Annotated in this window: 25 protein-coding genes; 11 read left to right on the top strand and 14 right to left on the bottom strand. The window is 75.2% G+C overall.

Annotated elements, in window-relative coordinates; genetic code table 11:
- Positions 1-6 precede the first annotated feature (6 nt).
- Complete coding sequence (gene nhaA / locus ACFQ8E_RS04060; protein WP_430549296.1) at positions 7-1,830, bottom strand: Na+/H+ antiporter NhaA; 1,824 nt, start codon at positions 1,828-1,830, stop codon at positions 7-9.
- Between the two features lie 108 nt (positions 1,831-1,938).
- The gene (locus ACFQ8E_RS04055; protein ID WP_430549295.1) at positions 1,939-3,081 is read right to left on the bottom strand and encodes a GTP-binding protein; all 1,143 of its coding nucleotides are present in this window, start codon (positions 3,079-3,081) and stop codon (positions 1,939-1,941) included.
- 100 nt (positions 3,082-3,181) lie between these two features.
- Between ACFQ8E_RS04055 and rpmB the strand changes: the two genes are divergently transcribed.
- The 8 genes from rpmB to ACFQ8E_RS04015 are packed head-to-tail and all read left to right on the top strand — an operon-like array spanning position 3,182 to position 6,148.
- On the top strand, positions 3,182-3,418 hold the full coding sequence (rpmB, locus tag ACFQ8E_RS04050; protein WP_429730821.1) for a 50S ribosomal protein L28: 237 nt from the start codon (positions 3,182-3,184) through the stop codon (positions 3,416-3,418).
- Positions 3,418-3,585 carry a 50S ribosomal protein L33 gene (rpmG, locus tag ACFQ8E_RS04045; protein WP_430549294.1) on the top strand — a complete coding sequence of 56 codons (168 nt, stop codon included), beginning with the start codon at positions 3,418-3,420 and terminating at the stop codon, positions 3,583-3,585. The genes rpmB and rpmG overlap by 1 nt, the downstream gene beginning before the upstream one ends.
- Complete coding sequence (rpsN, locus tag ACFQ8E_RS04040) at positions 3,585-3,890, top strand: 30S ribosomal protein S14 (protein ID WP_430549293.1); 306 nt, start codon at positions 3,585-3,587, stop codon at positions 3,888-3,890. Before rpmG ends, rpsN begins: the two co-directional genes overlap by 1 nt.
- A gap of 13 nt (positions 3,891-3,903) precedes the next feature.
- Positions 3,904-4,182 (top strand): type B 50S ribosomal protein L31, encoded by a 279-nt coding sequence (locus ACFQ8E_RS04035; RefSeq protein WP_429730811.1) that lies wholly within the window; start codon positions 3,904-3,906, stop codon positions 4,180-4,182.
- A complete protein-coding gene (ykgO, locus tag ACFQ8E_RS04030; RefSeq protein ID WP_079573901.1) occupies positions 4,179-4,301 on the top strand; it encodes a type B 50S ribosomal protein L36 in 123 nt (40 codons plus the stop codon). Before ACFQ8E_RS04035 ends, ykgO begins: the two co-directional genes overlap by 4 nt.
- 46 nt (positions 4,302-4,347) lie before the next feature.
- Positions 4,348-4,512, top strand: coding sequence for a 50S ribosomal protein L32 (rpmF, locus tag ACFQ8E_RS04025; protein WP_430549292.1), 165 nt, complete (start codon positions 4,348-4,350; stop codon positions 4,510-4,512).
- A 38-nt stretch (positions 4,513-4,550) separates the two neighbouring features.
- Entirely contained in the window at positions 4,551-4,862 is a 312-nt protein-coding gene (locus ACFQ8E_RS04020; protein WP_430549291.1) for a DUF1330 domain-containing protein, read from the top strand.
- Positions 4,859-6,148, top strand: a complete 1,290-nt coding sequence (locus ACFQ8E_RS04015; protein ID WP_430549290.1) for an alpha-hydroxy-acid oxidizing protein — start codon at positions 4,859-4,861, stop codon at positions 6,146-6,148. The genes ACFQ8E_RS04020 and ACFQ8E_RS04015 overlap by 4 nt, the downstream gene beginning before the upstream one ends.
- 1 nt (position 6,149) lies before the next feature.
- On the opposite strand, the gene ACFQ8E_RS04010 is transcribed toward ACFQ8E_RS04015, so the two are convergent.
- The 8 genes from ACFQ8E_RS04010 to ACFQ8E_RS03975 all read right to left on the bottom strand — a co-directional run bounded on the left by ACFQ8E_RS04010 (position 6,150) and on the right by ACFQ8E_RS03975 (position 13,871).
- Positions 6,150-7,106, bottom strand: coding sequence for a zinc-binding dehydrogenase (locus tag ACFQ8E_RS04010; protein ID WP_430549289.1), 957 nt, complete (start codon positions 7,104-7,106; stop codon positions 6,150-6,152).
- Positions 7,107-7,145: 39 nt separating this feature from the next.
- The gene (locus tag ACFQ8E_RS04005) at positions 7,146-7,838 is read right to left on the bottom strand and encodes an aspartate/glutamate racemase family protein (RefSeq protein WP_430549288.1); all 693 of its coding nucleotides are present in this window, start codon (positions 7,836-7,838) and stop codon (positions 7,146-7,148) included.
- On the bottom strand, positions 7,810-9,243 hold the full coding sequence (locus tag ACFQ8E_RS04000) for an MFS transporter (RefSeq protein WP_430549287.1): 1,434 nt from the start codon (positions 9,241-9,243) through the stop codon (positions 7,810-7,812). The genes ACFQ8E_RS04005 and ACFQ8E_RS04000 overlap by 29 nt, the downstream gene beginning before the upstream one ends.
- 137 nt (positions 9,244-9,380) lie before the next feature.
- The gene (locus tag ACFQ8E_RS03995; RefSeq protein ID WP_430549286.1) at positions 9,381-10,565 is read right to left on the bottom strand and encodes an alpha/beta hydrolase-fold protein; all 1,185 of its coding nucleotides are present in this window, start codon (positions 10,563-10,565) and stop codon (positions 9,381-9,383) included.
- Entirely contained in the window at positions 10,562-11,353 is a 792-nt protein-coding gene (locus ACFQ8E_RS03990) for a heme ABC transporter ATP-binding protein (RefSeq protein ID WP_430549285.1), read from the bottom strand. Before ACFQ8E_RS03990 ends, ACFQ8E_RS03995 begins: the two co-directional genes overlap by 4 nt.
- On the bottom strand, positions 11,350-12,399 hold the full coding sequence (locus tag ACFQ8E_RS03985) for a FecCD family ABC transporter permease (protein WP_430549284.1): 1,050 nt from the start codon (positions 12,397-12,399) through the stop codon (positions 11,350-11,352). Before ACFQ8E_RS03985 ends, ACFQ8E_RS03990 begins: the two co-directional genes overlap by 4 nt.
- A complete protein-coding gene (locus tag ACFQ8E_RS03980) occupies positions 12,396-13,445 on the bottom strand; it encodes an ABC transporter substrate-binding protein (protein ID WP_430549283.1) in 1,050 nt (349 codons plus the stop codon). The genes ACFQ8E_RS03985 and ACFQ8E_RS03980 overlap by 4 nt, the downstream gene beginning before the upstream one ends.
- A 138-nt stretch (positions 13,446-13,583) precedes the next feature.
- Positions 13,584-13,871: a UBP-type zinc finger domain-containing protein gene (locus ACFQ8E_RS03975; protein ID WP_430549282.1), complete on the bottom strand. Its 288-nt coding sequence runs from the start codon at positions 13,869-13,871 to the stop codon at positions 13,584-13,586.
- A gap of 125 nt (positions 13,872-13,996) precedes the next feature.
- On the opposite strand from ACFQ8E_RS03975, the gene ACFQ8E_RS03970 reads away from it, so the two are divergent.
- Positions 13,997-14,791, top strand: a complete 795-nt coding sequence (locus ACFQ8E_RS03970) for a response regulator (protein WP_430549281.1) — start codon at positions 13,997-13,999, stop codon at positions 14,789-14,791.
- On the opposite strand, the gene ACFQ8E_RS03965 is transcribed toward ACFQ8E_RS03970, so the two are convergent.
- The 4 genes from ACFQ8E_RS03965 to ACFQ8E_RS03950 form a co-directional block, all read right to left on the bottom strand.
- The gene (locus tag ACFQ8E_RS03965) at positions 14,767-15,162 is read right to left on the bottom strand and encodes a hypothetical protein (RefSeq protein ID WP_430549280.1); all 396 of its coding nucleotides are present in this window, start codon (positions 15,160-15,162) and stop codon (positions 14,767-14,769) included. The genes ACFQ8E_RS03970 and ACFQ8E_RS03965 overlap by 25 nt on opposite strands.
- Positions 15,159-16,619: a glycosyltransferase family 2 protein gene (locus ACFQ8E_RS03960; protein WP_430549279.1), complete on the bottom strand. Its 1,461-nt coding sequence runs from the start codon at positions 16,617-16,619 to the stop codon at positions 15,159-15,161. Before ACFQ8E_RS03960 ends, ACFQ8E_RS03965 begins: the two co-directional genes overlap by 4 nt.
- 114 nt (positions 16,620-16,733) lie before the next feature.
- Complete coding sequence (locus ACFQ8E_RS03955; protein WP_430549278.1) at positions 16,734-17,849, bottom strand: hypothetical protein; 1,116 nt, start codon at positions 17,847-17,849, stop codon at positions 16,734-16,736.
- Positions 17,846-19,516, bottom strand: coding sequence for a sensor histidine kinase (locus ACFQ8E_RS03950; protein ID WP_430549277.1), 1,671 nt, complete (start codon positions 19,514-19,516; stop codon positions 17,846-17,848). The genes ACFQ8E_RS03955 and ACFQ8E_RS03950 overlap by 4 nt, the downstream gene beginning before the upstream one ends.
- A 64-nt stretch (positions 19,517-19,580) precedes the next feature.
- On the opposite strand from ACFQ8E_RS03950, the gene ACFQ8E_RS03945 reads away from it, so the two are divergent.
- Both ACFQ8E_RS03945 and ACFQ8E_RS03940 read left to right on the top strand, forming a co-directional pair.
- A complete protein-coding gene (locus tag ACFQ8E_RS03945) occupies positions 19,581-21,293 on the top strand; it encodes an FAD-dependent oxidoreductase (RefSeq protein ID WP_430549276.1) in 1,713 nt (570 codons plus the stop codon).
- Positions 21,290-21,766, top strand: coding sequence for a nitroreductase family deazaflavin-dependent oxidoreductase (locus tag ACFQ8E_RS03940; protein ID WP_430549275.1), 477 nt, complete (start codon positions 21,290-21,292; stop codon positions 21,764-21,766). Before ACFQ8E_RS03945 ends, ACFQ8E_RS03940 begins: the two co-directional genes overlap by 4 nt.
- Positions 21,767-21,783: the final 17 nt, after the last annotated feature.

Here is a 21,783-nt window from a genome sequence, read left to right as displayed (position 1 = left end):
CCCGCCTCACGACCGCCGGCGCAGGGCGGGGTCGTCCTCGTTCGCCTCGAGCGCGGCGATGAGCGTGCGCGCGTCGTGCGGTCCGCGGTGCCGGTCGCCGTCGAGGAAGAACGTCGGCGTGCCTCGCGCACCGCTGGCCGCCGCGCTCGCCGCGTCGTCGCGGACGCGTGCGTGCAGGGCCTCGTCGGTCATGTCGTCGTCGAACCGCCCGAGGTCGAGGCCGATCTCGGCGGCGTGCTCGCGCAGGTCGTCGGGCTCCAGGCGGGACTGGTGCGTGAACAGCCGGTCGTGCATCTCCCAGAACTTCCCCTGCCGGTGCGCGGCCTCCGCCGCGACGGCGGCCAGGTAGGCGTGCGGGTGCACGTCCTCCAGCGGCAGGTGCCGCACGACGTACCGCACGCGGTCGCCGAAGTGCTCGCGCAGCTCGGCCCCCATCCCGGTCGCGCGGGCGCAGAACGGGCACTCGAAGTCGAGGTACTCGACGACGGTGTGCGCGGCGTCGGGGTCGCCCTTCGCGTGGTCGCGCTCGGGGTCGACGGCGGGGGTGAGGGTGACGGGCAGGTCGGCGCTCGCCTCGCCGTACCGCACGCGGGCGACGGTGAAGATCGCCCACCCCAGCAGGGTGGACAGCGCCATCGCGATGAGGATGCCGACCGTCGCGGCCTGCCCGGCGGGCGTGCCGTCGAACGCCAGGTCCACGACCAGCAGCGACACGGTGAACCCGATGCCGGACAGGGCCGCACCGCCGAGCACGCTGCCCGGGCCCACGCCGTCGGGCAGCCGGCCGAGACCCGCGCGGACGGCGCCCCAGGTGCCGAGCCCGATGCCCACGAGCTTGCCCACGACCAGCCCCGCCACGACGCCCCAGGTGATCACCGACCCGAGCGCCGCGCCGAGCGCGCCGCCCCGCAGGTCGATCCCCGCGTTGGCCAGCGCGAACAGCGGCACGACGACGAGGGACACGGGCCCGCGCAGCACGTCGTGCAGGCGGTGGTTGACCGAGATGGACCGGGCCAGGCCGACGCGGGCGTTGCGCGCCACGCTGGCGCTGGGCGACTGCCAGTAGTCGCGGAACAGGCTCTTGGCCTGGAGCACGTCGTCGCGGCGCGTCGCGACCGCCGGCACCAGCAGCCCGGCGAGCATCCCCGCGATCGACGGGTGGATGCCCGCCTGCACGGTCGCGCCCCACAGCACCACGACGACGAGGACGTACGGCGAGCTGCGCCACTCCCGCATGCGGCCCAGCAGCCACAGGACGCCGAGCGCGGCGAGGGCCACGAGGAGCGGGGCGAGCCGCACGTCCTCGGAGTAGACGACGCCGATGATGCCGACGGCGAGGAAGTCGTCCACCACGGACAGCGTGAGCAGGAAGACGCGCAGCTGGCTCGACATCGCCGGCCCGACCAGGGCGAGCACGCCCAGCAGGAACGCCGTGTCCGTGCCGACGACGACGCCCCAGCCGTGCGGGTCGGCGTGCCCGGCGACGGCGAGGAAGACCAGGGCGGGGACGATGACGCCGAGCGTGCCCGCCACGAGGGGCACCAGGCGCTGGCTGCGCTGCCGCAGCGACCCGATTGCGAGCTCCTGGCGGACCTCGAGGCCGACGACGAAGAAGAACAGCACCATGAGGCCGTCGTTGACCCAGTGGTGCAGGTCCATGTCGAAGCGCAGGTCGCCGACGTCGACGTGGATCGGCAGCTCCCACAGGTGCTCGTACCAGCCCGACAGGGGCGAGTTCGCCCACACCAGGGCCAGCAGCGTCACGCCCACGAGCAGCAGCGCCGCACCGGACTCGGTGCGCAGCCGTTCGGCGAGCGCGCGTGCGGCCATGCGTGTGTCTCCCGTCCGTCGTGGATGCGGGTCCGCGAGGAGCCTATGACGCTCGCGGCCGTCGGTCGCGTGGACCGGCGCCGTGGCCCGCGCGGGGAGGAACAGCGCTCAGCCGGTCCGTGTTCCCAGCCACGGCGCCAGGACGTCCTCGCGCCCCAGCCAGCGCAGCCCGCCGTCCGCCACCTCGTCGCCGGTGGCCAGGGCCTCGCCGAAGGCGTCGAGGATGCGGTCGTGCACCCCGCGCGCGTCGCGCGGCTCGCCCGCCCCCACCACGAGGATGCGGGTGACGGGCGGGTGCCCGGCCGCGACCTCGTCCCACGTGCCGAGGTCGGCGACGCACAGGGCGCCGCCCGCGCCGTCCCACAGGCACGCGGAGTCGGGCCGGTTCGGCACGTGGAAGACGCCGCGGCTGCGGACCGGCCCGGTGCCGAGGTCCTCGACGTGGGCCAGCAGCCGCTCCGGGTGGAACGGCCGGTCGCTGCGCAGCAGGAGGCTCCAGCTCCGGTCGCGGGGGTCCTTGGCGCGCGTGCGGGCCCCGCGCGCGCCGAGGGGGTGGGCGCGGCGCTCGGCCGCGGCGGGCGCGTGCGAGCGGGCGGCGAGCGCGACCGGGTCGAGGTCGTGCAGGCCGTCGACGCGGTGGCTGTCGACCGCGCGCAGCCGGTCGACGAGGCCGCCGCCCGTGGCCGAGCCGCCGGTCGTGACGACCACGTCCACCTGTTCGAACTGGGCCGCGAGGGCCTCGCCGACGGGCCGCTGGTCGTCGTCGGTGAGCGCGAGCCCGCGCTCGTCGACCAGCTCGTCGCCGAGGAGGTCGGCCTCCAGGTCGTCGAGGTCGACGACGCCGACCGTCGCGGCGAGCCGCAGGTCCTCGAGCGCGCCTCCCGGCTCGGCCTGGGCGGCCAGGGCCCGGGCGACAGGGAGCGGCTCGGCGGTGACGGGCAGGGCGAGCACGAGGTGGGCCCAGCGGCCGTCGTCGGCGAGGCGGGCGAGCGCCGGCACGGCGTCCTCGCGCACGCTGCACGAGACGCACGCGTGCTCCAGCGCCACGGTCTCGTCCTCCAGGACGCCGGTCGCGTCGACGACGACGCGGCGCAGCGCCCCGTCGTCCGGGAGCAGGTCGTGCCGCACGACGACGACGTCGGGGGCGCCGAGCGTGAGGCTCGCGGCGGCGGCGTCACGCAGCACGGGGTCGACGGCGACGAGCACGCTCAGCGCGGGCGGGACGGGGGCGTGCGGGCGGTCGGGAATCACGGGCACCTCCGGCGGGTTGGGGATGACGGTACTTGAGAACAGTTCTCAAGTCTGTCACTCTAGCGCCCTGATGAGAACCGTTCTCATGAAGGAGGCATTGATGTCCGCCCGCTGCCAGGTGCTCGGCACCGTGCCGGGGTTCGGCCACGCGATCTCGCACTCGCACGTGCGGACCAAGCGCCGGTGGGACCCCAACGTCCAGAAGAAGCGCTACTGGGTGCCCTCGCTCGGCCGCACCGTCACGCTGCGGGTGAGCGCCCGGGGCATCAAGACCATCGACCGCGACGGCATCGACGTCGTGGTCGCCAGGATCCAGGCACGAGGAGAGAAGGTCTGATGGCAACCCGCACCGACCTGCGCCCGGTCGTCAAGCTCCGCTCGACGGCGGGCACGGGCTTCACGTACGTCACCCGCAAGAACCGTCGCAACGACCCCGACCGTGTCGTGCTGCGCAAGTACGACCCGGTCGTGCGCCGGCACGTCGACTTCCGCGAGGAGCGCTGATGGCCAAGACGTCGAAGATCGCCGCCGACGCGCGGCGCCGCGACGTCGTCGAGCGGTACGCCGCCCGGCGGGCCGACCTGAAGCGCGTCGTCGCGTCGCCGTCGTCCACGGCGGAGGAGCGGGCCACGGCCGTCATGGAGCTGCAGCGTCAGCCCCGCGACGCGAGCCGCACCCGCCTGCGCCACCGCGACGTCGTCGACGGCCGCCCCCGCGGCTACCTGCGCCGCTTCGGCCTGTCCCGCATCCGCCTGCGCGAGCTGGCGCTGCGGGGCGAGCTGCCCGGCGTCACCAAGTCCAGCTGGTAGAGGAGACACCACCATGAAGCAGAGCATCCACCCCACCTACGGCCCCGTCGTCTTCCGCGACACCAGCGCGGGCACCGCGTTCCTCACGCGCTCCACGCTGGCGGGGGACGCCGCCTCCGGGCCCGGCCGTCCCACCCGCACGATCGAGTGGGAGGACGGGAACACCTACCCGGTGGTCGACGTCGAGATCTCGAGCGCCAGCCACCCGTTCTGGACGGGGGCCGCGCGCGTCGTCGACACCGCGGGCCGCGTCGAGAAGTTCCGCCGCCGCTACGGGCAGGGCGCCCGATGAAGGTCCGCGCCTCGCTGCGGTCGCTGAAGCGGCTGCCGGGCGCCAAGGTCGTCCGCCGCCGCGGCAGGACGTTCGTCATCAACAAGCAGAACCCCCGGTTCAAGGCCCGCCAGGGCTGAACCGGGGGTTCCCCCGAGACCACCGATACCGACGAGAGGAGCGGCCGTGGCCGTCCCCAAGCGCAAGACCTCCCGCTCGCGCACCCGCAGCAGGCGGGCCCGCTGGAAGGCCGCACCGACGGCCCTCGTGCCCGTCACCACGTCCGACGGCGTGGTGCAGGTCCCGCCGCGGCTCGCGCGCGCCGTGCGCCGGGGAGTGCCGCTGGCCTGACAGGATCGTCCGGACGACCGCGAGAGAGAAGGTGGACGATGGCGATCACCCTGTGCGTGCTGCTGTGGGCAGCCGACGGCGAGGCCCAGGCGCTGGCGGACTACGAGACCCAGGTGCTGGCGCTCGTGCCGCGGCACGGTGGGCGGGTGCTGCACCGCGTGACCAACGTGGCGCACACGGACGACGCCGCGCACGGCGCCGTCCAGCCGACCGAGGTGCAGCTCATCGAGATGCCCGACGAGGAGGCGCTCGCGGACTTCATGGCGGACCCCGACCGCGAGGCGCGGCTCGACGTGCGCGACCGCGCGATCGCGCGGACCGAGATCCTGCGCGTGCGTCCGGTGGGATGAGCGCACCCGGGGCGGGGCTGGCCCGGCAGTCCGCGATCTACCGTGCGGGGGTGCTGGGCCGGCGCCCCTGCGTCCCGACGAGCTCCGCGGCCCTGGAGCGGGCCGCTCGCCGGGCCTCCAGCGCGCGGGCCTGGGCGTACGTGGCGGGCGGCGCGGGCGAGGGACGCACGATGCGGCGCAACCGGGAGGCGTTCGACCGGTGGGCGATCGTGCCGCGCATGGCCGCCGGGGCCGTGGAGCGGGACGCGTCGGTCGAGCTGTTCGGCACCCGGCACGCGAGCCCCCTGCTGCTCGCTCCGGTGGGGGCGGCGGCGCTGCTGGGCGCCGACGCCGACCTCGCCGTCGCGCGCGCGGCCGCCGCGACCGGCGTCCCGTACGTGCTGTCCAACCAGGCCTGCCACCCCATGGAGGCGTGCGCCGCCGAGATGGGCGACGCGGGGCGCTGGTTCCAGCTCTACTGGAGCACCGACGAGGACCTCGTCGACTCGCTGATCGCGCGGGCCGAGGCGGCGGGCGCCGGCGCGCTCGTCGTCACGCTCGACACGACCGTGCTCGGGTGGCGCCCCCAGGACCTCGACCTCGGCTCGCTGCCGTTCGCCCGCGGCCTCGGCATCGCGCAGTACACGAGCGACCCGCGCTTCTCCGAGCTGGTGCGCGAGCGGGTCGCGCGGGCCGCGGCGTCCGGGGCGCGCGAGGCGGTGCAGGTCACCGCCGGCGCGGTGCGCTCGCTGCTCGCCATGACGCGCGCCTACCCCGGGCGGTTCCGCGACAACCTGCGCTCGCCCGAGCCGCGCGCCGCCGTCGAGACGTTCCTCGACGTGTACTCCAACCCCGGCCTGTCGTGGGAGCACCTGGCCACGCTGCGCGACCGCACCCGGCTGCCGGTCGTGCTCAAGGGGATCCTGCACCCGGACGACGCGCGCCGGGCGTTCGACCTCGGCGTCGACGGGATCGTCGTGTCCAACCACGGCGGGCGGCAGGTGGACAACGCCGTCGCGTCGCTCGACGCGCTCGTCGCCGTGCGCGACGCCGTCGGCCCCGGCCCCACCGTGCTGCTCGACAGCGGGGTGCGGACCGGGGCCGACGTGCTGGTCGCCCTCGCCCTGGGGGCCGACGCCGTCCTGCTCGGGCGGCCGTACCTCTACGGGTACGCGGTGGCCGGGCAGGCCGGGGTCGAGGAGGTGATCCGCAACGTGCTCGCCGAGCTGGACCTCACGATGGCGCTCACCGGCGCGCGCGACGTCGCGGCCCTCACGCGGGACCTCGTGGTCCCGGCGAGCCCATGAGTCAGTCGGTCGTCACCTCGGCGACGACGCGCCCGGTGACCTCGTGGGCGCGGAGCTTGTCGAGGTACGCGGGGATCTCCTCGAAGGCGATCGTCGTGACCTGGGGCACGACGGCGCCCGACGCGAGCAGCTCGTAGACCTCGGCGACGTCGGCCTTGGTGCCGCCGTTCGAGCCGAGCACCCGCGCCTGCTTGAGGATGACGTCCATGGTGTCGAGCGTGAACTGGAGCCGGGCCATGCCGACCAGGACCACGGTGCCGTCCCGGCGGATCGCCTTGACCGCGTTCGTCGTCGTGGTGCCGAAGCCCGCGTAGTCGACGACGAGGTCGAAGTCCTGGCCCGCCCACTCGGCGGCGTCCTTGACGACGCCCTCCGCGCCGATCGCCCGGGCCTGCTCCCACAGGGCCTCGTTGGGCTCCGCGACGTGCAGCTCCGCGCCGCGGACGACGGCCACCTGGGCGCCGATCTGACCGAGCCCGCCCAGCCCGATGACGCCGACCTTCTGGCCGGCCTCCAGGGCGCCGATCGTCGTGATCGCGTGGTAGGCGGTCATGCCGGCGTCGGTGCCGAGGGCGGCGAGCCCGAAGGAGAGGTCGTCGGGCATGCGGACCAGGTCGCCCGCGGCGACGCGGTGCTTCGGGGCGAAGCCGCCGTCGCGGCCGTAGCCGGGGGAGACGCCCGAGTCGCCGGTCGGGCAGACGCCGACGCGGTCCCCGACGGCCCAGTCCGTGACGCCCTCGCCGACCGCGGACACGACGCCCGCGATCTCGTGGCCCATCGTGATCGGGCGGTTCGGGATGATCGCGAGCCAGGTCTCGTCGTCGAGCACGCCGACGTCGGAGTGGCACAGCCCGGCGACGCGGACGTCGAGGACCACCTCACCGGGACCGGGGGTGGGCTCGGCGATCTCCCGCAGCTCGAGCGGCTCGTGCGTGGTGGTGAACTGCCAGGCCTTCATGGTCTCCCTCGCTCCCGGTACGGACGCTTGTGAATGTCTTCACAATACAGCATCCAGGCCCCGGAGGAGGCCGCACGCGGCGGGGACGGGCTCGACGATCGTGACGGCGACGGTCTCGCGCAGGCGTCGCGCGGTCTCGCTGAGCGGCCCGCCGGCCACGATCACCGCCTCCGCCCCGCGACGCTCGGCCGCCCGGACCGCGTCGAGGAGCTGGCGGTACTGCTCCTCGGGGTCGGCGGCGAGCTCGAGCGGACCGTCGCGGGTGAGCTCCACGCCGGTGAACCCCGCGGAGCAGCCGTGCGCGGCGACGAGGTCGCCGAGCGCGCCGGCCAGCCGGTCCGTCGTCGTCACCATGCCGAAGCGGCGCCCGCCCGCCGCGGCGGCGAGCACCGACGCCTGCCCGATGCCCACCACGGGGACGTCGAGCTCGGCCGCGAGCGCGGCCCGGCCCGGGTCGCCGATCGCGGCGACGACGACGGCGTCGGGCCGGTCGCGCGCGACCACCTCGCGCACCACGTCGAGCACGGCGGCCTCGGCCGCGACGAGCGCGTCGGGCTCGACGATCATGGCGGGGCCGTGCGCCGCCGTGACCTCGACGACGTCGGCCCCGACCGCCGCGAGCTCCGCCCGGGCGAGGTCGGCCATCATCGTCGTGGTGCGTCGGTTGGTGTTCGGGTTGACGAGCGCCACGAGCGGGCGGCGGTCACGGGGTCTTGTGGTCGACGTCGGCATCGGCGGTCTCCTCCTCTTCCATGGGCTTGCCGAAGGTCTCCGGCGGGAACTGGACCACGACGGCGAGCACCACGAACAGCGCGGCGAGCACGCCGAACATCCCGACGATGCCGTACCGGTCGAAGACTGCGCCGCTGACCAGCGGGAACAGCCCGCCCGACAGCGAGCCGGCCGCGAGGATGATCGACGTGCCGAAGCCGCGCACGCGCGTCGGGTAGAGCTCGGGGGCGAACAGCCAGATCGTCGTGTTGAGCACGATGATCGCGAAGTTGAACGCGACGCCGAACAGCAGCACGAAGACGATGTCCTCCCCGAGCAGCGCGATGGCGAGCCCGGAGCCGCAGCCGATGACGGCGGCAGCCGTGAGCACCTTCTTGCGCGCGAGGCGCCTGGCGAGGAACGCCGCGGTGGCGGCGCCGAGCAGCGACCCGCTCTGCATGAGGAGCGTGAACCACAGGCTCTGGTTGAGCGCGTAGCCGGTGGCGACCAGGACGGTCGGCATGAGGGTGAGCATCGAGATCTGCGCCGCGTACGACATGGCGACGGCGACGACCAGCAGCACCGTGCGCCGGCGGTACGGGGCGCGGAACACCATCCGCCAGGCGCCGCGCGACGTCGGGGCGAGGGCGGCGGCCTGCACGGCGGGCTCGACGAGGAACTCCTCGGTCTCGACGCGCCCCGCGAGCCGGCCGCGGGCCATGCGGGTGAGCACCTCGTTGGCCTCCCGCAGCCGACCGGTGGCGGCGAGGTAGCGGGGCGTCTCGGGCACGTAGCGGCGGAACCACAGCACCAGCAGGGCCGGCAGGAAGAGCAGGCCGAACACCCAGCGCCACTTGTCGGGGCCGTCGAAGACGGTGAAGACGAGCACGCCGAACGCGGGGGCGAGCATGTTGCCGAGGCCGCCGGCGGTGACGTTGATGAGCCCGACGGCGGTGCCGCGGTGCCGGGCGGAGAAGAACTCGGCCATCATGATGACGGCCACGGCGATCTCGCCGCCGAGCCCGAAGCCGACGATGAACCGGCCGATCGCGAGCACGGCGTAGCTCGGCGCCAGCGCGCAGAGCAGCGAGCCGAGCGCGAAGACGATCAGGTTGATCGTCAGCATGTTGCGGCGGCCGAACCGGTCGACGATGAGGCCGGTCGCGATGCGTCCCAGCGCCGTCGCCGTGAACGTCATCGTGTTGAGGAAGCCGATCTCGGCGCCGCCGAGCCCCCAGCTCTCCTGCAGCACGGGGCCGGTGATGCCCACCGCGTTCTGCTCGAGCGCGTCGAAGAAGACGCCGAGCAGGATCATCACCACGATCTGCCGGTGCGCGGCGGTCACGCCGATCCGCTGGTAGGTGTTCTCGATCTGGTCCGGGATCGAGGTGGTCGGGGCCTCGCCCCGGGGTGCTGTCGTCGCCATGGTGCGTGTTCTCCTCGTCGAGAAACGTGGGCCGAGCGGTGACTTTCATGGAATGGAAGACGTCTTCCGCTGAACGCGGTATACCAAAGTTAGAGAGGTTGTCAGCGGGTGTCAACGGCGCCGCCGGGCCGGGGGTTTCAGGCCAGCAGGTCGGCCACGGCCTCCACGGTGCGCGGCACCCACCACGCCCAGTCGTGGCCGCCGGTCACGACCTGGGACGACACGTCCGCCCCGCGCAGCACCAGCGCGCGGGCCAGCTCCTCGGACGCGGCGGGCCCCTCGTACCGGCCCGCCTGCAGGCGCAGCCGCACCCGCGGCGCGACGCGCGCGAGCGGCTCCACGAGCGCCCCGGCCGGGTAGCGCCACAGCGACGGCGACTGCGCGACGGCGGCCCCGACGGCATCGGGGAAGCGTGCCGCGGCGAACAGCGCGGACAGCCCGCCGAAGCTGGAGCCGGCGACGACGACACGACGCGGGTCGGCCTCGATCCCGCGCCCGCCCACGCCCTCGCGTCGCACCCGCGGCACCAGCACCTCGCCCACCCAGCGGGCGACGCCGCCGGGCACGCCCAGCACCCCCGCCCGGTCGGGGCCGGACGCGACCAGGACGACGGCGACGGGCGGCAGCACCCCGGCGGCGACGGCGTCCGCGAGCACGCGCGCGGTGCCGAGCCGCTCCGCGTGCGCCTCGCCGTCGAGCAGCACGAGCAGCGGCAGCGGCTCCCCGGCGGGTCGCTCGGGCGCCCACCACCAGGCGCGCGGCTCGTCGTCGCGGGTCTCGGTCTCATGGCCGGCCAGGCGCGGCGGGACGGCGTCGGTGTCGCCGAATCCGGCCAGCCAGGGCCGCTCGCCGGCGCCCGGCAGCCACAGGGCCGAGCTCGCCAGGCCGCGGCCCGCGCCGTGACCGTGCGGGTTCAGCGGGTCGGCGCGGCCCGGGGCGCCTGGGTCGCGCAGGCCGTGGGTCCACCAGCCGGGCTCCTGGCGTCCGTCGTGGCCGCCGTCGTGCACCAGGAAGCGGTAGCTCGCCTCCCAGTCGTCCGGGACGTCGAACGTGCCCTGCCACCAGCCGTCCGGCCGCGGCGAGAGGTCGCAGGCCTCGGGGCGCTGCGGCTGCCACCAGCCGCTCGCGGCCAGCGCCACCGCCTGCGCCCTGGGGGCGTGCAGCCGGAACGTCACGTGCGCGCGCCCGCCCGGGCGCAGCACGACGTCCGGGCTGCGGCGGTCCGGCGGGGCTGGCAGCGGCGGCTCCGGCGCGCGGAGCACCTCGACCGTCGTCCGCGCGCCGGGCCGGGGGAGCGGCGTCCAGCCGTCCCAGCCCGTCACACCGGCACCACCAGCGGCAGCCCGGACACCGGGTGGTCGAGCACGCACACCTTCTGCCCGTACACCTCGGCGACGCGCTCCTCGGTGATCACGGCGCGCGGGTCGCCGTCCGCCACCAGGCGGCCGCCGTGGAACACGGCGACGCGGTCGGCGTACCGGGCGGCGAGGGTGAGGTCGTGCAGGACGACGACGACGCACGCGCCCGCGTCGGCGAGCCGACGCGACGTGCGCATCACCGCCTCCTGGTGGCGCAGGTCGAGGGCCGCGGTCGGCTCGTCGAGCAGCACCAGCGGCGTCTCCTGCGCCAGCACGCGCGCGAAGACGGTGCGCGCCAGCTCGCCGCCCGACAGCGTGGTGGCGTCGCGGCCGGCCAGCGGCTCCAGGTCGGCGTCGGCCAGGGCGGAGTCGACCACGGGCTCGTCACGGTCGGACGCGCGGTGCGGGATGCGGCCCATCGCGACGATCTCGCGGACGCTGAACGAGAACCGCACGTCGTGCTGCTGCACCATGACCGACCGCTCCCGGGCGAGGTCCGCGGCCCGCCAGTCCTGCGGCGCGCGGCCCGCGACGAGCAGCCGGCCCGACGTCGGCGCCCGGTCGCCGGACACGAGGCCGAGCATCGTGGACTTGCCCGCCCCGTTGGGCCCGACGAGCGCCACGACGCTGCCGCCGTGCAGCTCCAGGGACACGTCGTCGAGCAGGGTGTGCTCCCCGACGCGGAACCCCACGCCCTGCGCCTGGACGACGGGCGCCTGGACGACGGGCGCCTGGACGACCGGTGCGCTCATGCCCCGGCCCCCGGCCGCTCGCGCAGCACGAGCCACAGGAAGAACGGCGCGCCGAGGGCGGACGTGAACAGCCCGATCGGCACCTCCGACGGCGGCGCGACGGTCCGCGCGGCGGTGTCGGCGAGCACGATGAGCAGGCCGCCCACCAGCGCGGACATCGGGATCAGCGCGCGGTGCGCGGGCCCGAACGCCATCCGCACGATGTGCGGCACGACCAGCCCGACGAACCCGATGATCCCCGCGAACGCCACGGTGACGGCGGTGAGCAGCGCGGTCACGACGACCAGCACCGCCCGCGCCCGCGTCACGTCGAGCCCCAGGTGCCGGGCCTGTCGCTCGCCGAGGGTCAGCATGTCGAGGCGGCGGTGCATGGCGACCAGCACCGCGACGCCGGCGGCCACCACCACGGCCCCGATCGCGAGCTCCGTCCAGTCCACGGAGGCGAGCGAGCCCATCTGCCAGAAGACGATGTCGCGGAGCTGGTCGTCGTCGGCCATGAAGGTGCAGAAGCCGGTGATCGATGCGCACGCGGCGCCGACCGCGATGCCCACCAGCAGCAGCCGGGACGTGCCGGTGCCGCGGCCGGGCCGGGCGAGCGCATAGATGAGGCCGGTGGCGAGCAGGCCGCCGGCGAACGCCGCCGCGGGCACCGCCCACGCGGAGCCGCCCGCCGCGGGCAGCGCGACGATCGCGAGCACCGCCCCGGCGGACGCGCCGCCGCTCACGCCGATGACGCCCGGGTCGGCGAGCGGGTTGTTGAACAGGCTCTGCAGCGCCGCGCCCGACGCCGCCAGCGCCGCACCGGCCAGCGCGCCGAAGAGCACGCGCGGCATGCGCAGGTCCATGACGACGGTCGTGGCGAGGCGCTCGCCGCCGTCGCCCGCGCCGAACAGCTCGTGGGCGACGACGGCGACGACGTCGCGGGGCGCGAGCGCGATCGGGCCGACGCCGATCGACAGCACGACGGCGGCGAGCAGCAGCACGCCTCCGACGGCCACGCCGGCGGCGAGAGGTGCGCGGCGGACGGACCCGGTGCGGAGGCTCACTCCGCCGTCTCGGCGAGCGCCCGCGCGAGGGCGAGGGCGCCGGCGCCGGAGGCGGGCCCGCTCACCTTGATCTGGTCGTCCGGCATGACGATCACGCGGTCCGCCTGGCCGGCGGGGGTGTCGAGCAGGGTCGGGAAGGCGGCGGCGAAGCCCTCGAGCCCGCCCCACTCCTCGAGGTCGGCGGTGCCCAGCAGGATGACGTCGGGGTCGGTGCCGAGCAGGCCCTCGTCGCTGTAGTCGCGCGAGAAGCCGCGCAGCTTCGCCTCGACGCCCACGCTGGTCACGCCGAGCGCCTCGGCGACGTCGGCCCCGGCGGTGCCCGTGCCGACGACGGCGTTCGCGCCGCCCGCGCCGGACGACGTCACCTGGAGCACGCGCAGGTCGCCGAGCCCGGACGCGGTCTCGGACGCCTCGGAGAGCTGCGCGTCGACGTCCGCGGCGAGCTCCTCGCCCGCCTCGTCGACGCCGAGGTAGGACGCGACGGCGCGGATCTTGTCGCCGGTGCTCTGCTGGTCGTCCACGACGACGGCATCGACCCCGGCCTTGCGGAACTGGGCCGCGACGTCGCCGTGGCGGGCGGTGTTGTTGCCGATGAACAGCGTGCCGCCCACCGAGAGCAGGCCCTCGGTGCCGGTCTCCTGGCTGAACTCGTACTGCTCGGGCGCGGCGAGGGAGATCTCGGACGCGCTGTTGGTCGGGGCCGCGTACACGAGGTCGGCGAGGCCGAGGCCGCCGAGGATCTCCGCGACGTCGTCGCCGCCCACGATGATCCTGCTCGCGTCGGTCACGGTGACCTCCGTGCCGGTGCCGTCCACCACGTCGACGGGCAGCGCGGGCTCGGCCTCGACCGACGGCACGTCCGACCCGGCGGCGAAGGTCCAGCCGTCGGGCAGGTTCTCCGGTGCCGCGACGTCGGTGGCGGCACCGGAGGCGGAGGTGTCGGGCGCGTTCCCGGGGGTGTCGGCGTCGGCGGGCGAGCAGGCGGCGAGACCGAGAGCCAGCGCGGCGACGGCGAGGGAGGGAGCGAGACGGGACCGGGTGCGCACGGGGGCTCCTGGTGGACGGGCCGGGCGAGAACCCGGCAGCGACTAAGGCAAGGCAACCCTAAACAGTTGCCCGATGGTCGCGTAAGCCTCCGACGAGTGGGGTCGTTCACACCCCGGTGTCAGATCGGCGGAACCGGGTCACGCCGTCGCGGGCATGTCCCGCCCCGAGATGAGGAGCTCCTCCGGGAAGCAGTAGCCCCAGTACTCTCCGGGCTCGAGGGACCGCATCACGGGGTGCGCGCTGGCGTGGAAGTGCGCCGTCGCGTGCTTCGACGGCGACGAGTCGCAGCAGCCCACGTGCCCGCACTCCAGGCAGGCCCGCAGGTGCACCCACGTGCCGCCGGCGGCCACGCACTCGGGGCACTCGCCGGTGGTCTCGGGCGGGACGGGGGCGATCTGGTCGAGGTGCTCGCACGTGGTCGTCATGTCGCGTCCCTCTCGTCGGGTGTCGCCGTGGGGCGGCGTACGCCGCGACTGCGAGTCTAGGGAGACCTCCGGACGACGGTGACGTCCGGCGCGCTGCGCTCCGGGCAACCGGCTAGCGTGTCGACATGCCCGCAGGCACTCCGCTCCCGAGCGGTTCCGACGACGCCCGCGAACGCACGGCCGTCATCGTGGAGGACGATCCGGACATCCGCGAGCTGCTCGACGCGGTGCTCACCCAGGCCGGGTTCGCCACGTACACGGCCGCCGCCGGCCGTCCGGGCGTGGAGCTGGTCCACCAGGTCGACCCGCTGGTCACGACGCTCGACGTGAGCCTGCCCGACATCGACGGCTTCGAGGTCTGCCGGCGCATCCGGGCCGTCTCGGACACCTACGTGGTCATGCTGACGGCGCGCACCGACGAGATCGACGCCCTCATGGGCCTGGACGCCGGCGCCGACGACTATCAGACCAAGCCGTTCCGCCCGCGCGAGCTGCGGGCGCGGATCGAGGCGATGCTCCGCCGCCCTCGTCGTGCCGAGCCTCCGGCCGCGACGCCGCCGGTGGTGCCGGGACCCGACCTCGGGCACGACGCCGCGACGGTCGTCGCGGGCGGCCTCGTCGTCGACGTCCCGGGGCGCGTCGTCGACGTCGACGGTGCGGAGGTCCCCCTCACGCGCAGCGAGTTCGACCTCCTGGCCGCGCTCGCCGGCGCCCCGGGCCGGGTGCTCGCCAAGGACGCGCTCGTGCGTGTCCTGTGGGGCGACGCGTACGACGTCGGGACCCCGGTGACGGACGCCGACCGGCGCAGCGTCGAGGTCCACCTCGCCAACCTGCGCCGCAAGCTCGGCGACGACCCGGCCGCACCACGGTGGATCCGCACCGTGCGTGGCGTCGGCTACCGGTTCGACCACCGTCCCTGAGCGAGGGTCGACACGACGAGCAGCGTCGCGGACCGCGACTGTGCGGACACGTCGTCCAGGTGGCGACGCGCGCCCGGCACACCGTCGTGTGCCAGCGCCTCCAGGGCTCGGTCGGCCGCGCCCGCGAGGCCCTCGACGCCCAGCATGGTCGAGGTGCAGCCGAAGGAGAGCAGGGCGTCCCGGACCGCCTCGTGGTCGCCGCGGTGCAGGGCCCGGTCCAGCGCGCCGACCCGCCCCGCCAGGAGCCCGACCCACGACGCCGCGAACCGGGCCACGGCGGCACGGTCGCCGTCCAGCTCGTCGGCGAGGGAGGACCAGGCGGCGTCGAGGGCGGCGGCCTCCGAGGGGTCGGGGGGTACGGGCGCGCTCACGCCCGCAGCCCGTGGTGGCGGCGCAGCAGCCGGCGCACCATGACCACCGTCTGCAGCACGGTGATCACGCCGAGGACCGGCCAGCCGACCGCGAGCGCGGCGGACTGCGCCGCCGTCGGGAGGAGCGTCCACGCCCACACGACACCGGCGAGCGCGACGGCCGCGACGACGAGCGGGGTGAGGTACGCCCAGCCGGCGCCGCGCTCGGCCTTGGCCTGCGCCGCCCAGTTGTCCGTGCGGGACCTCGACAGGAACTTCGACCAGGCGCGGACGAAGTGCCCGATGCGGATCCACATGTACAGCTCGGCGGGCACGAGCGTGGCGGCGAACAGGACGTCGCGCCACGTGCGGTCGCGCATGGTCAGCGCGATGCGCACGTTGAGCGCGACGGCGACGACCGGCGGCACCAGCCAGACGGGGGAGAACTCGAAGGCGCCGATGCTCAGCGCGCCGGCGAGGAGCAGGCCGAACAGCAGGCGCGTGGCGGCGTTGACGACCATGCCGATGTTCTCCGTCCAGCGCAGCCGCAGGTTCGGGTGGAACGGCTGGCCGCGCGTGTCGCCGCGCTGTCCGGGCCACATGAGGTCGATCGCGCCGTAGTTCCACTTGACCTGCTGGCCGTCGAGCGCCCGCAGGGTGGTCATGCCACCCACCACGGCACGTGCCGTGGCGCTGATCTTCGTGGAGTACCCGAGCGACTTGATCTGCAGGCTCAGCAGCGAGTCCTCGACCTCCGAGTCGCTCACCCAGGGCGCGCGCTGGTGGTGGGCCAGCATGACGTCCTCGAGCGCCGACATGCGGAACAGCGAGGCCTGCCCGCCGAGGACGGCCATGTTCCGGCCGCGCAGCAGGTTCTGCATGGTGAAGGCCGCGAACTGCGCGCGCTGACCGGTGAGCAGGAAGCGGGCGAAGGGGCCCCGGGGGGTGGTGTCGACCGTGTAGATCGCGGAGATGCCGCCGATGCGCGGGTCCGCCTCCATCTCGGCCTCGAGCTGCTCGAGGGCGGTCTTCGCCAGGACGGTGTCGCCGTCCACGCCGAGCAGGTAGTCGGCGCCGCGCACGAGTCGGTAGCCGTAGTTGAGGGCGCCGACCTTCTTGTCGGGCACCTGCCCCATGTCGTGCACGTAGACGCGGGTCGTCTGCTCGCGGCCCCGCCGCACGACCGTGTGCTCGCCGGCCAGCCGGGACGCCTTCCGGAACGTCTTGTCCGTCGTGTTGTTCACGACGACGTGGATCACGTCGGGCAGGCGCGTCTGGCGGAGCAGCCCCTTGAGGACGGCCTTGATCGTGGTCCCCTCGTTGTACGCGGGGACGACCGCGCCGATGGTGGCCCGCCGCGGGGCCTCGGCGACGACGAGCTCGGACGGCGTGAACTCGTACCGGTCGAGCTCGGTGCCGAGCGCGAGGGGCAGATCGAGCACGGGCGACGTGCCGGGCTCGGTGAGGGTGGCGGTCATGGCGGGCTCCGTCGTGTTCCGGGATCGAGGTCGTTCGAGATTCAACGACCGCCATCCTCCGGACCGAACCCGCGTGGACCGTCGGGGTCGCCGCAAGGAATCCTCAGGATCGGCTCAGGATCGCGCGACGAGGTCCGCGCGGGCCGTGCGCACCAGCTCCGCGAGCGCGTCCGCGCCGCCCGCCGCCCGGCCCTCGGCGACCTCCAGGACGATCGTGTCGCCGTCGAGCTCGACCGGGCGGTCGAGCAGCTCGCGACGGACGTCCGACACCCAGCCGGCGTCGTCGACGCCGTCGGGGAGCACCACCAGCACCTCGTCACGCGCGGCCCGGTCCGACCCGGCCGCGCCCCCGGCGGGGAGCAGCCTCAGCACGACGTCCGCCAGGTGCGCCCACGCCTGCTCACGCCCCTCGGGGCCGAACGCGTCCCGGACGGCGGCGCCGTCCCGGCAGCGCAGGGCCACCACGCGCACCGGTGTGACCGCCGGCCTGCCCCCCGGGTCGGTGACGGTCCGGCCGAGGTGCGCCAGCGTCCGCGTGCCGAGCACCGGGTCGAAGCGGACGGCCGCCGCCACGGTGGTCTCGCGGGTGCGGAGCGCCATCATCGCGAACGCGCCCACGAGGACGAGGACGAGGTTGACGAGCGTGGTGGTCGTGGTCGGGAACCAGCGCTCGAAGGTGGGGGACGTGGGGCCCCCCGCCGCGAACACCACCGCCCGGGCCGCGTAGAACGCGCTCGCGACGGCGCAGGTGAACCCCAGCGCCGCGGCCTCCGGCGCCCGGCGTGCCGCGGGACCGGCACGGCCGAGGAGCTCGACCGCGGCGAGCATCGACCACGCCGCCACCCCGAGCAGGTAGGCGATGCCGCCCGCCCACGCGCCCCCGTCCGGCCCGTCGACGAGGGCGGCGAGCGCGACGACGACGGCCGACGTCGCGACGACCCAGAGCAGCGAGCGGCGGCCCGCCCGGGCACGCGCCCCCGCCCAGATCGCGCCGAGGGACAGGACGAAGGCGCCGTTGCCGAGGCCGGTGGCCCACCAGGTGGCGGAGGACGCACCGCCCGCCAGGTAGGCGAAGGTCGTGACGATCGCGGCGAGGAAGGTGAGGGTCCAGCACCGGTCGACGACGTCGGTGCGCGTCCGCCGGACCACGCCCACGACGTAGAGCGTGGACACCACCAGCAGGACCACCGGCGTGACCACCAGCAGGGTCGTCTCGTCCAGCCCGCTCATCCCGCGCCTCCCGCCGTGCCGGTCGGGCGGCCCGTGGCGGCCGGGAGCCGGACCGCGACCGTCGTGCCGACCCCGGGCTCGCTCGTCAGGCCGATCGTCCCGCCGTGCGCCTCGACCACCTGACGGCAGATGTGCAGGCCGAGGCCGGTGCCGTGTCGGGTGCCCTGCCGCACGGCGGGCGCGCGGTAGAAGCGGGCGAAGACGCGTTCGACGTCGTCGGGTGCGATGCCGACGCCCTCGTCCCGGACCTCGAGGACGACGGTCGCCCCGTCGTTGTCGACCGCGGCCGACACGGCGCCGCCCGCGTCGGAGTACTTCACGGCGTTCGACAGCACGTTGTCCACCACCTGGCGCAGCATCGCCGCGTCGCCCCGCACGCGCGCGCCGCCCGCAGGGCCGCGGTGCACCACCACCCGCAGGCCGGCGCTCGCGGCGAGGGGACCGATGGTGGTGACGGCCTCGTCGACCACGGCGGCGAGGTCCACCTCCTCGCGTGCTGGGTCCAGCTCACCGCCGCGCGTCGCGGCGGCCGTCAGCAGACCGTTCACGAGAGCGAGGAGCCGGTCGGCGTTGCGTGCCGCCACGTCGACGTGGCGCACGACCTCCGGGAGCGCCCCCGGGACGTCCGCGGCGAGCTCGAGATGGCCGACGATCGAGGTCAGCGGCGTCCGCAGCTCGTGCGACGCGGCGGCGACGAAGTCCTCCTTGAGCTCGAGCGCGCTGACCTGCTCGGTGAGGTCCTCGAACGTGACGACGGCGAGCCGTCCGCCGGTGCCCGGGTCGGCCCGTGCCAGCTGCACGACGGACGTGCGCAGCGCCCGGCGTCCGGTGGGCAGCGGCCACCAGGCCACGTCGCCGGTCAGCGAGTCGCCGGACACGGCGCGCTCGACCGGCCCGGCCGCGGACCAGGAGCCGTCCAGCGCGGTGGGCCGCAGGTCGGGCAGGTCCTGGACGTGGAGGCCGGGACGGAGCATGCCGTCCGTGGCGTCGACGGCCAGGCGGTTCACGAGCACGATGCGGCCGTCGGCGTCGAGCAGGAGGATGCCCACCCCCGCGGTGCCCACCACGGCCTCCAGCAGGCGCCGCTCGGCGCCGAGCTCCGCGGCGGCCCGACGCAGCTGCGCGCCCTGGCGTCGCAGCAGGAGGTTGCGGGCGTCGGACCGGCGCTGGATGGCGCCCACGGACAGGGCGACGGCGGAGAGGACCACGGGCACGAGCGCGACCCTGGCGAGCTGGCTCGACGTCGTGACCGTGCCCGTCGCGACGGTGGGCAACCAGGTGACGGCGAACGCCCCCGCGACGGCGAGCCCGACGCCGACCCGGCCCTGCCGCTGGGCGAGCCACAGCACGGGGAAGACGGCCAGGAGGGACACGGGCGCGTCGGCGGAGACGAGCAGGGCGGTGGCCGTCAGGTCCAGCAGCGGCACCGCGATCTCGGCCCGACGGCCGAGTCGGTGCCACGGGACGAGGAGCGTCGCCGCCAGCGCCACGACCAGGACCACCACGCCGGCGACGTACCAGCCCTCGGTCACGGTGGAGCGGTCGTAGACGGTGAGCCCGACCGTCGCGAGGGCGGCCGTCGCCAGGAACGGGAGGTGGACGACGAGCACACCGGACCGCCGGACGGGCAGCGGCTCCGCGCGACGTGCCTCGGCGTCAGCTCGCATCCGTCGACAGTAGCGACGGCGCCTGCGTGCCGCGCGACGCGGCGCACGGCCCTACGCTGACCGCATGTCCGAACCTGCCGTCGGCAGCCCCGTGATCCTGCTCGTCGCCGACGCCCACGCGCCGCAGGTGGAGGAGGAGTTCCGGGCCCGCTACGACCGCGACTACCGCGTCGAGCTCGTGCGCACCGCCGACGCCGCCATGGACCGGCTGCGCGACCTCGTGTCCGCGCGGGAACCGGTCGCGATGATCGCGGCGGAGCGTCGGCTCCCCGACGCCGCCGGCATCGAGCTGCTGCACCAGGTGCCGGCCGTCGTGTCCACGGCGCGGCGGGTTGCGCTGATCCCGGGCGACGAGTTCTCCGGCGCGCTCGACGAGATGCGGGCCGCGCTGCTGCGCCGCGACATGGACACGTTCGTCGGCATCCCGCGCGGCGCGCGCGACGAGGAGTTCCACACGGCGCTGGTGGAGCTGCTGTCGGAGTGGGGATGGTCGGTGGACCGGCCCACCGTGACGTCCACCGAGATCGTCGCGGCCCCCGGCGATCGCGACGCGGCCGCCGTCCGCGACCTGCTCGAGCGGCTCGGCGTCCCGAACCGTGTGCTCGGGCCGGACGACGCCGCGGCGCGCGAGATCCTCGCGGAGGCCGGTCCGGGCGCCGTCCTGCCCGTGGTCCGCACGTTCGCCGGCCGGGTGCTGTCGGGGGCGACGGCGTCCGCCGTCGCGGAGGCGATGTACGGCGGCTACGACTCCATCCCGCCGGGCGAGATCGCGGACGTGGCCGTGGTCGGCGCGGGGCCCGCGGGGCTGGCGGCCGCGGTGTACGCGGCGTCCGAGGGCCTGTCGACCGTGGTGCTGGAGCGCGACGCGATCGGCGGGCAGGCCGGGTCGAGCTCGATGATCCGCAACTACCTCGGCTTCCCGCGCGGCATCTCCGGGATGCGCCTGGCGTTGCGCTCGCGCATCCAGGCGGGGCGGTTCGGCGCCCGTTTCTACACGGGCCGCGCCGTGGCGCGGATCGAGCCCGGCCCGGCGGACGAGCCGGAGCACCACCACGTGCACGTGGACGGCGCGCAGCTGTGCGCCCGCACGGTCGTGCTCGCGACGGGCGTCTCGTACCGGCGCCTGGGCGTGCCCGGGGTCGACGACCTCGTCGGTGCGGGCGTGCACTACGGCGCCGCGAGCTCGATGGCGCGCGAGATGACGGACCGGGACGTCGTCGTGGTGGGCGGCGGCAACTCCGCGGGCCAGGCCGCCGTGCACCTGGCGAAGTTCGCCGGGTCGGTGACGGTCCTGGTGCGGCGCGGAAGCATCGCCGAGACGATGTCGGACTACCTGGTCCGCGAGATCGCCGTGACGCCGAACGTCGCCGTGCTGCCGCGCACGGCGGTGGTCGACGGCGGCGGGGACGGCCGCCTGCAGTGGCTGATCACCCAGGACCTGGACACCGGGGAGCGCTCCAAGACGCACGCCGACGGCCTGTTCTGCCTGCTCGGGGCCGAGCCCGACTGCTCGTGGCTGCCGGGTGGCGTCGCGCTCGACGACCACGGCTTCGTCCTCACCGGCCGCGACGTGCCGCAGGAGCGCTGGGTGGACGGCCGACCGCCCGCGAGCCTGGAGACGACGCTGCGCGGCGTGTTCGCCGTGGGCGACGTGCGGGCCGGCTCGATGAAGCGCGTCGCCTCGGCCAGCGGCGAGGGGGCGTCCGTGCTGCCGCTGGTGCACTCGCACCTCGCCTGGTTGCGGGCGCAGGAGTTCGGGGGAGGGAGCCCGGCGTGACCGACGGTCCTCACGAGGGCGGCCCGCAGGAGCCGCGCACGTTCCGGCGCAGTCGCGCCCGCGACGTCGGCGACGCGGTGATCAGCGTGTTCGTCCGGCTCGGGGTGGTGCCGGGCACGTCCCTGCTGACCACCCGGGGCCGGCGTTCCGGGCTGCCCCGCACCAACCCCGCGACCCTCGTCACGCTCGACGGGCGACGCTGGCTGGTGGCCCCGTACGGCGTCGTGTCGTGGGTGCACAACGTCCGCGCCGACCCGCGGGTGCTGGTGCGGCGCGGCCTCTCCCGGCACGTGTTCGTGGTCCGGGCGGCGTCGGCCCAGGAGGCCGGCCCGGTGCTGCGGCAGTATCTGCGCCGGTCCCGGCCCACGCGGCCGTACTTCACGGCGACCGTCGACTCCGCGGTGGAGGAGCTCGTCGCCGAGGCGGACCGGCACCCGGTGTTCGAGCTGGTGCCGTACGACACAGGTCGCTGACCCGCCGCGCGGCACGG

It is taken from the genome of Isoptericola sp. NPDC056573 (genome assembly GCF_042793335.1).
Taxonomy (GTDB): Bacteria; Actinomycetota; Actinomycetes; order Actinomycetales; family Cellulomonadaceae; genus Isoptericola.
The sequence above is the reverse complement of the archived record's forward strand: the minus strand, read 5'-3'. Positions and strand labels throughout refer to the sequence as shown.

Coding starts and splice junctions, on each gene's coding strand:
- ACFQ8E_RS04020 (WP_430549291.1), top strand. CDS start 4,551: ATGGCGATCACCCTGTGCGTGCTGCTGTGGGCAGCCGACGGCGAGGCC.
- ACFQ8E_RS03955 (WP_430549278.1), bottom strand. CDS start 17,849: ATGAGCGGGCTGGACGAGACGACCCTGCTGGTGGTCACGCCGGTGGTC.
- rpmB (WP_429730821.1), top strand. CDS start 3,182: ATGTCCGCCCGCTGCCAGGTGCTCGGCACCGTGCCGGGGTTCGGCCAC.
- rpmG (WP_430549294.1), top strand. CDS start 3,418: ATGGCAACCCGCACCGACCTGCGCCCGGTCGTCAAGCTCCGCTCGACG.
- rpsN (WP_430549293.1), top strand. CDS start 3,585: ATGGCCAAGACGTCGAAGATCGCCGCCGACGCGCGGCGCCGCGACGTC.
- ACFQ8E_RS04035 (WP_429730811.1), top strand. CDS start 3,904: ATGAAGCAGAGCATCCACCCCACCTACGGCCCCGTCGTCTTCCGCGAC.
- ACFQ8E_RS03970 (WP_430549281.1), top strand. CDS start 13,997: ATGCCCGCAGGCACTCCGCTCCCGAGCGGTTCCGACGACGCCCGCGAA.
- ACFQ8E_RS04010 (WP_430549289.1), bottom strand. CDS start 7,106: ATGAAGGCCTGGCAGTTCACCACCACGCACGAGCCGCTCGAGCTGCGG.
- ykgO (WP_079573901.1), top strand. CDS start 4,179: ATGAAGGTCCGCGCCTCGCTGCGGTCGCTGAAGCGGCTGCCGGGCGCC.
- nhaA (WP_430549296.1), bottom strand. CDS start 1,830: ATGGCCGCACGCGCGCTCGCCGAACGGCTGCGCACCGAGTCCGGTGCG.
- ACFQ8E_RS03990 (WP_430549285.1), bottom strand. CDS start 11,353: ATGAGCGCACCGGTCGTCCAGGCGCCCGTCGTCCAGGCGCCCGTCGTC.
- ACFQ8E_RS03950 (WP_430549277.1), bottom strand. CDS start 19,516: ATGCGAGCTGACGCCGAGGCACGTCGCGCGGAGCCGCTGCCCGTCCGG.
- ACFQ8E_RS03945 (WP_430549276.1), top strand. CDS start 19,581: ATGTCCGAACCTGCCGTCGGCAGCCCCGTGATCCTGCTCGTCGCCGAC.
- ACFQ8E_RS04005 (WP_430549288.1), bottom strand. CDS start 7,838: ATGCCGACGTCGACCACAAGACCCCGTGACCGCCGCCCGCTCGTGGCG.
- ACFQ8E_RS04015 (WP_430549290.1), top strand. CDS start 4,859: ATGAGCGCACCCGGGGCGGGGCTGGCCCGGCAGTCCGCGATCTACCGT.
- ACFQ8E_RS03975 (WP_430549282.1), bottom strand. CDS start 13,871: ATGACGACCACGTGCGAGCACCTCGACCAGATCGCCCCCGTCCCGCCC.
- ACFQ8E_RS03960 (WP_430549279.1), bottom strand. CDS start 16,619: ATGACCGCCACCCTCACCGAGCCCGGCACGTCGCCCGTGCTCGATCTG.
- ACFQ8E_RS04000 (WP_430549287.1), bottom strand. CDS start 9,243: ATGGCGACGACAGCACCCCGGGGCGAGGCCCCGACCACCTCGATCCCG.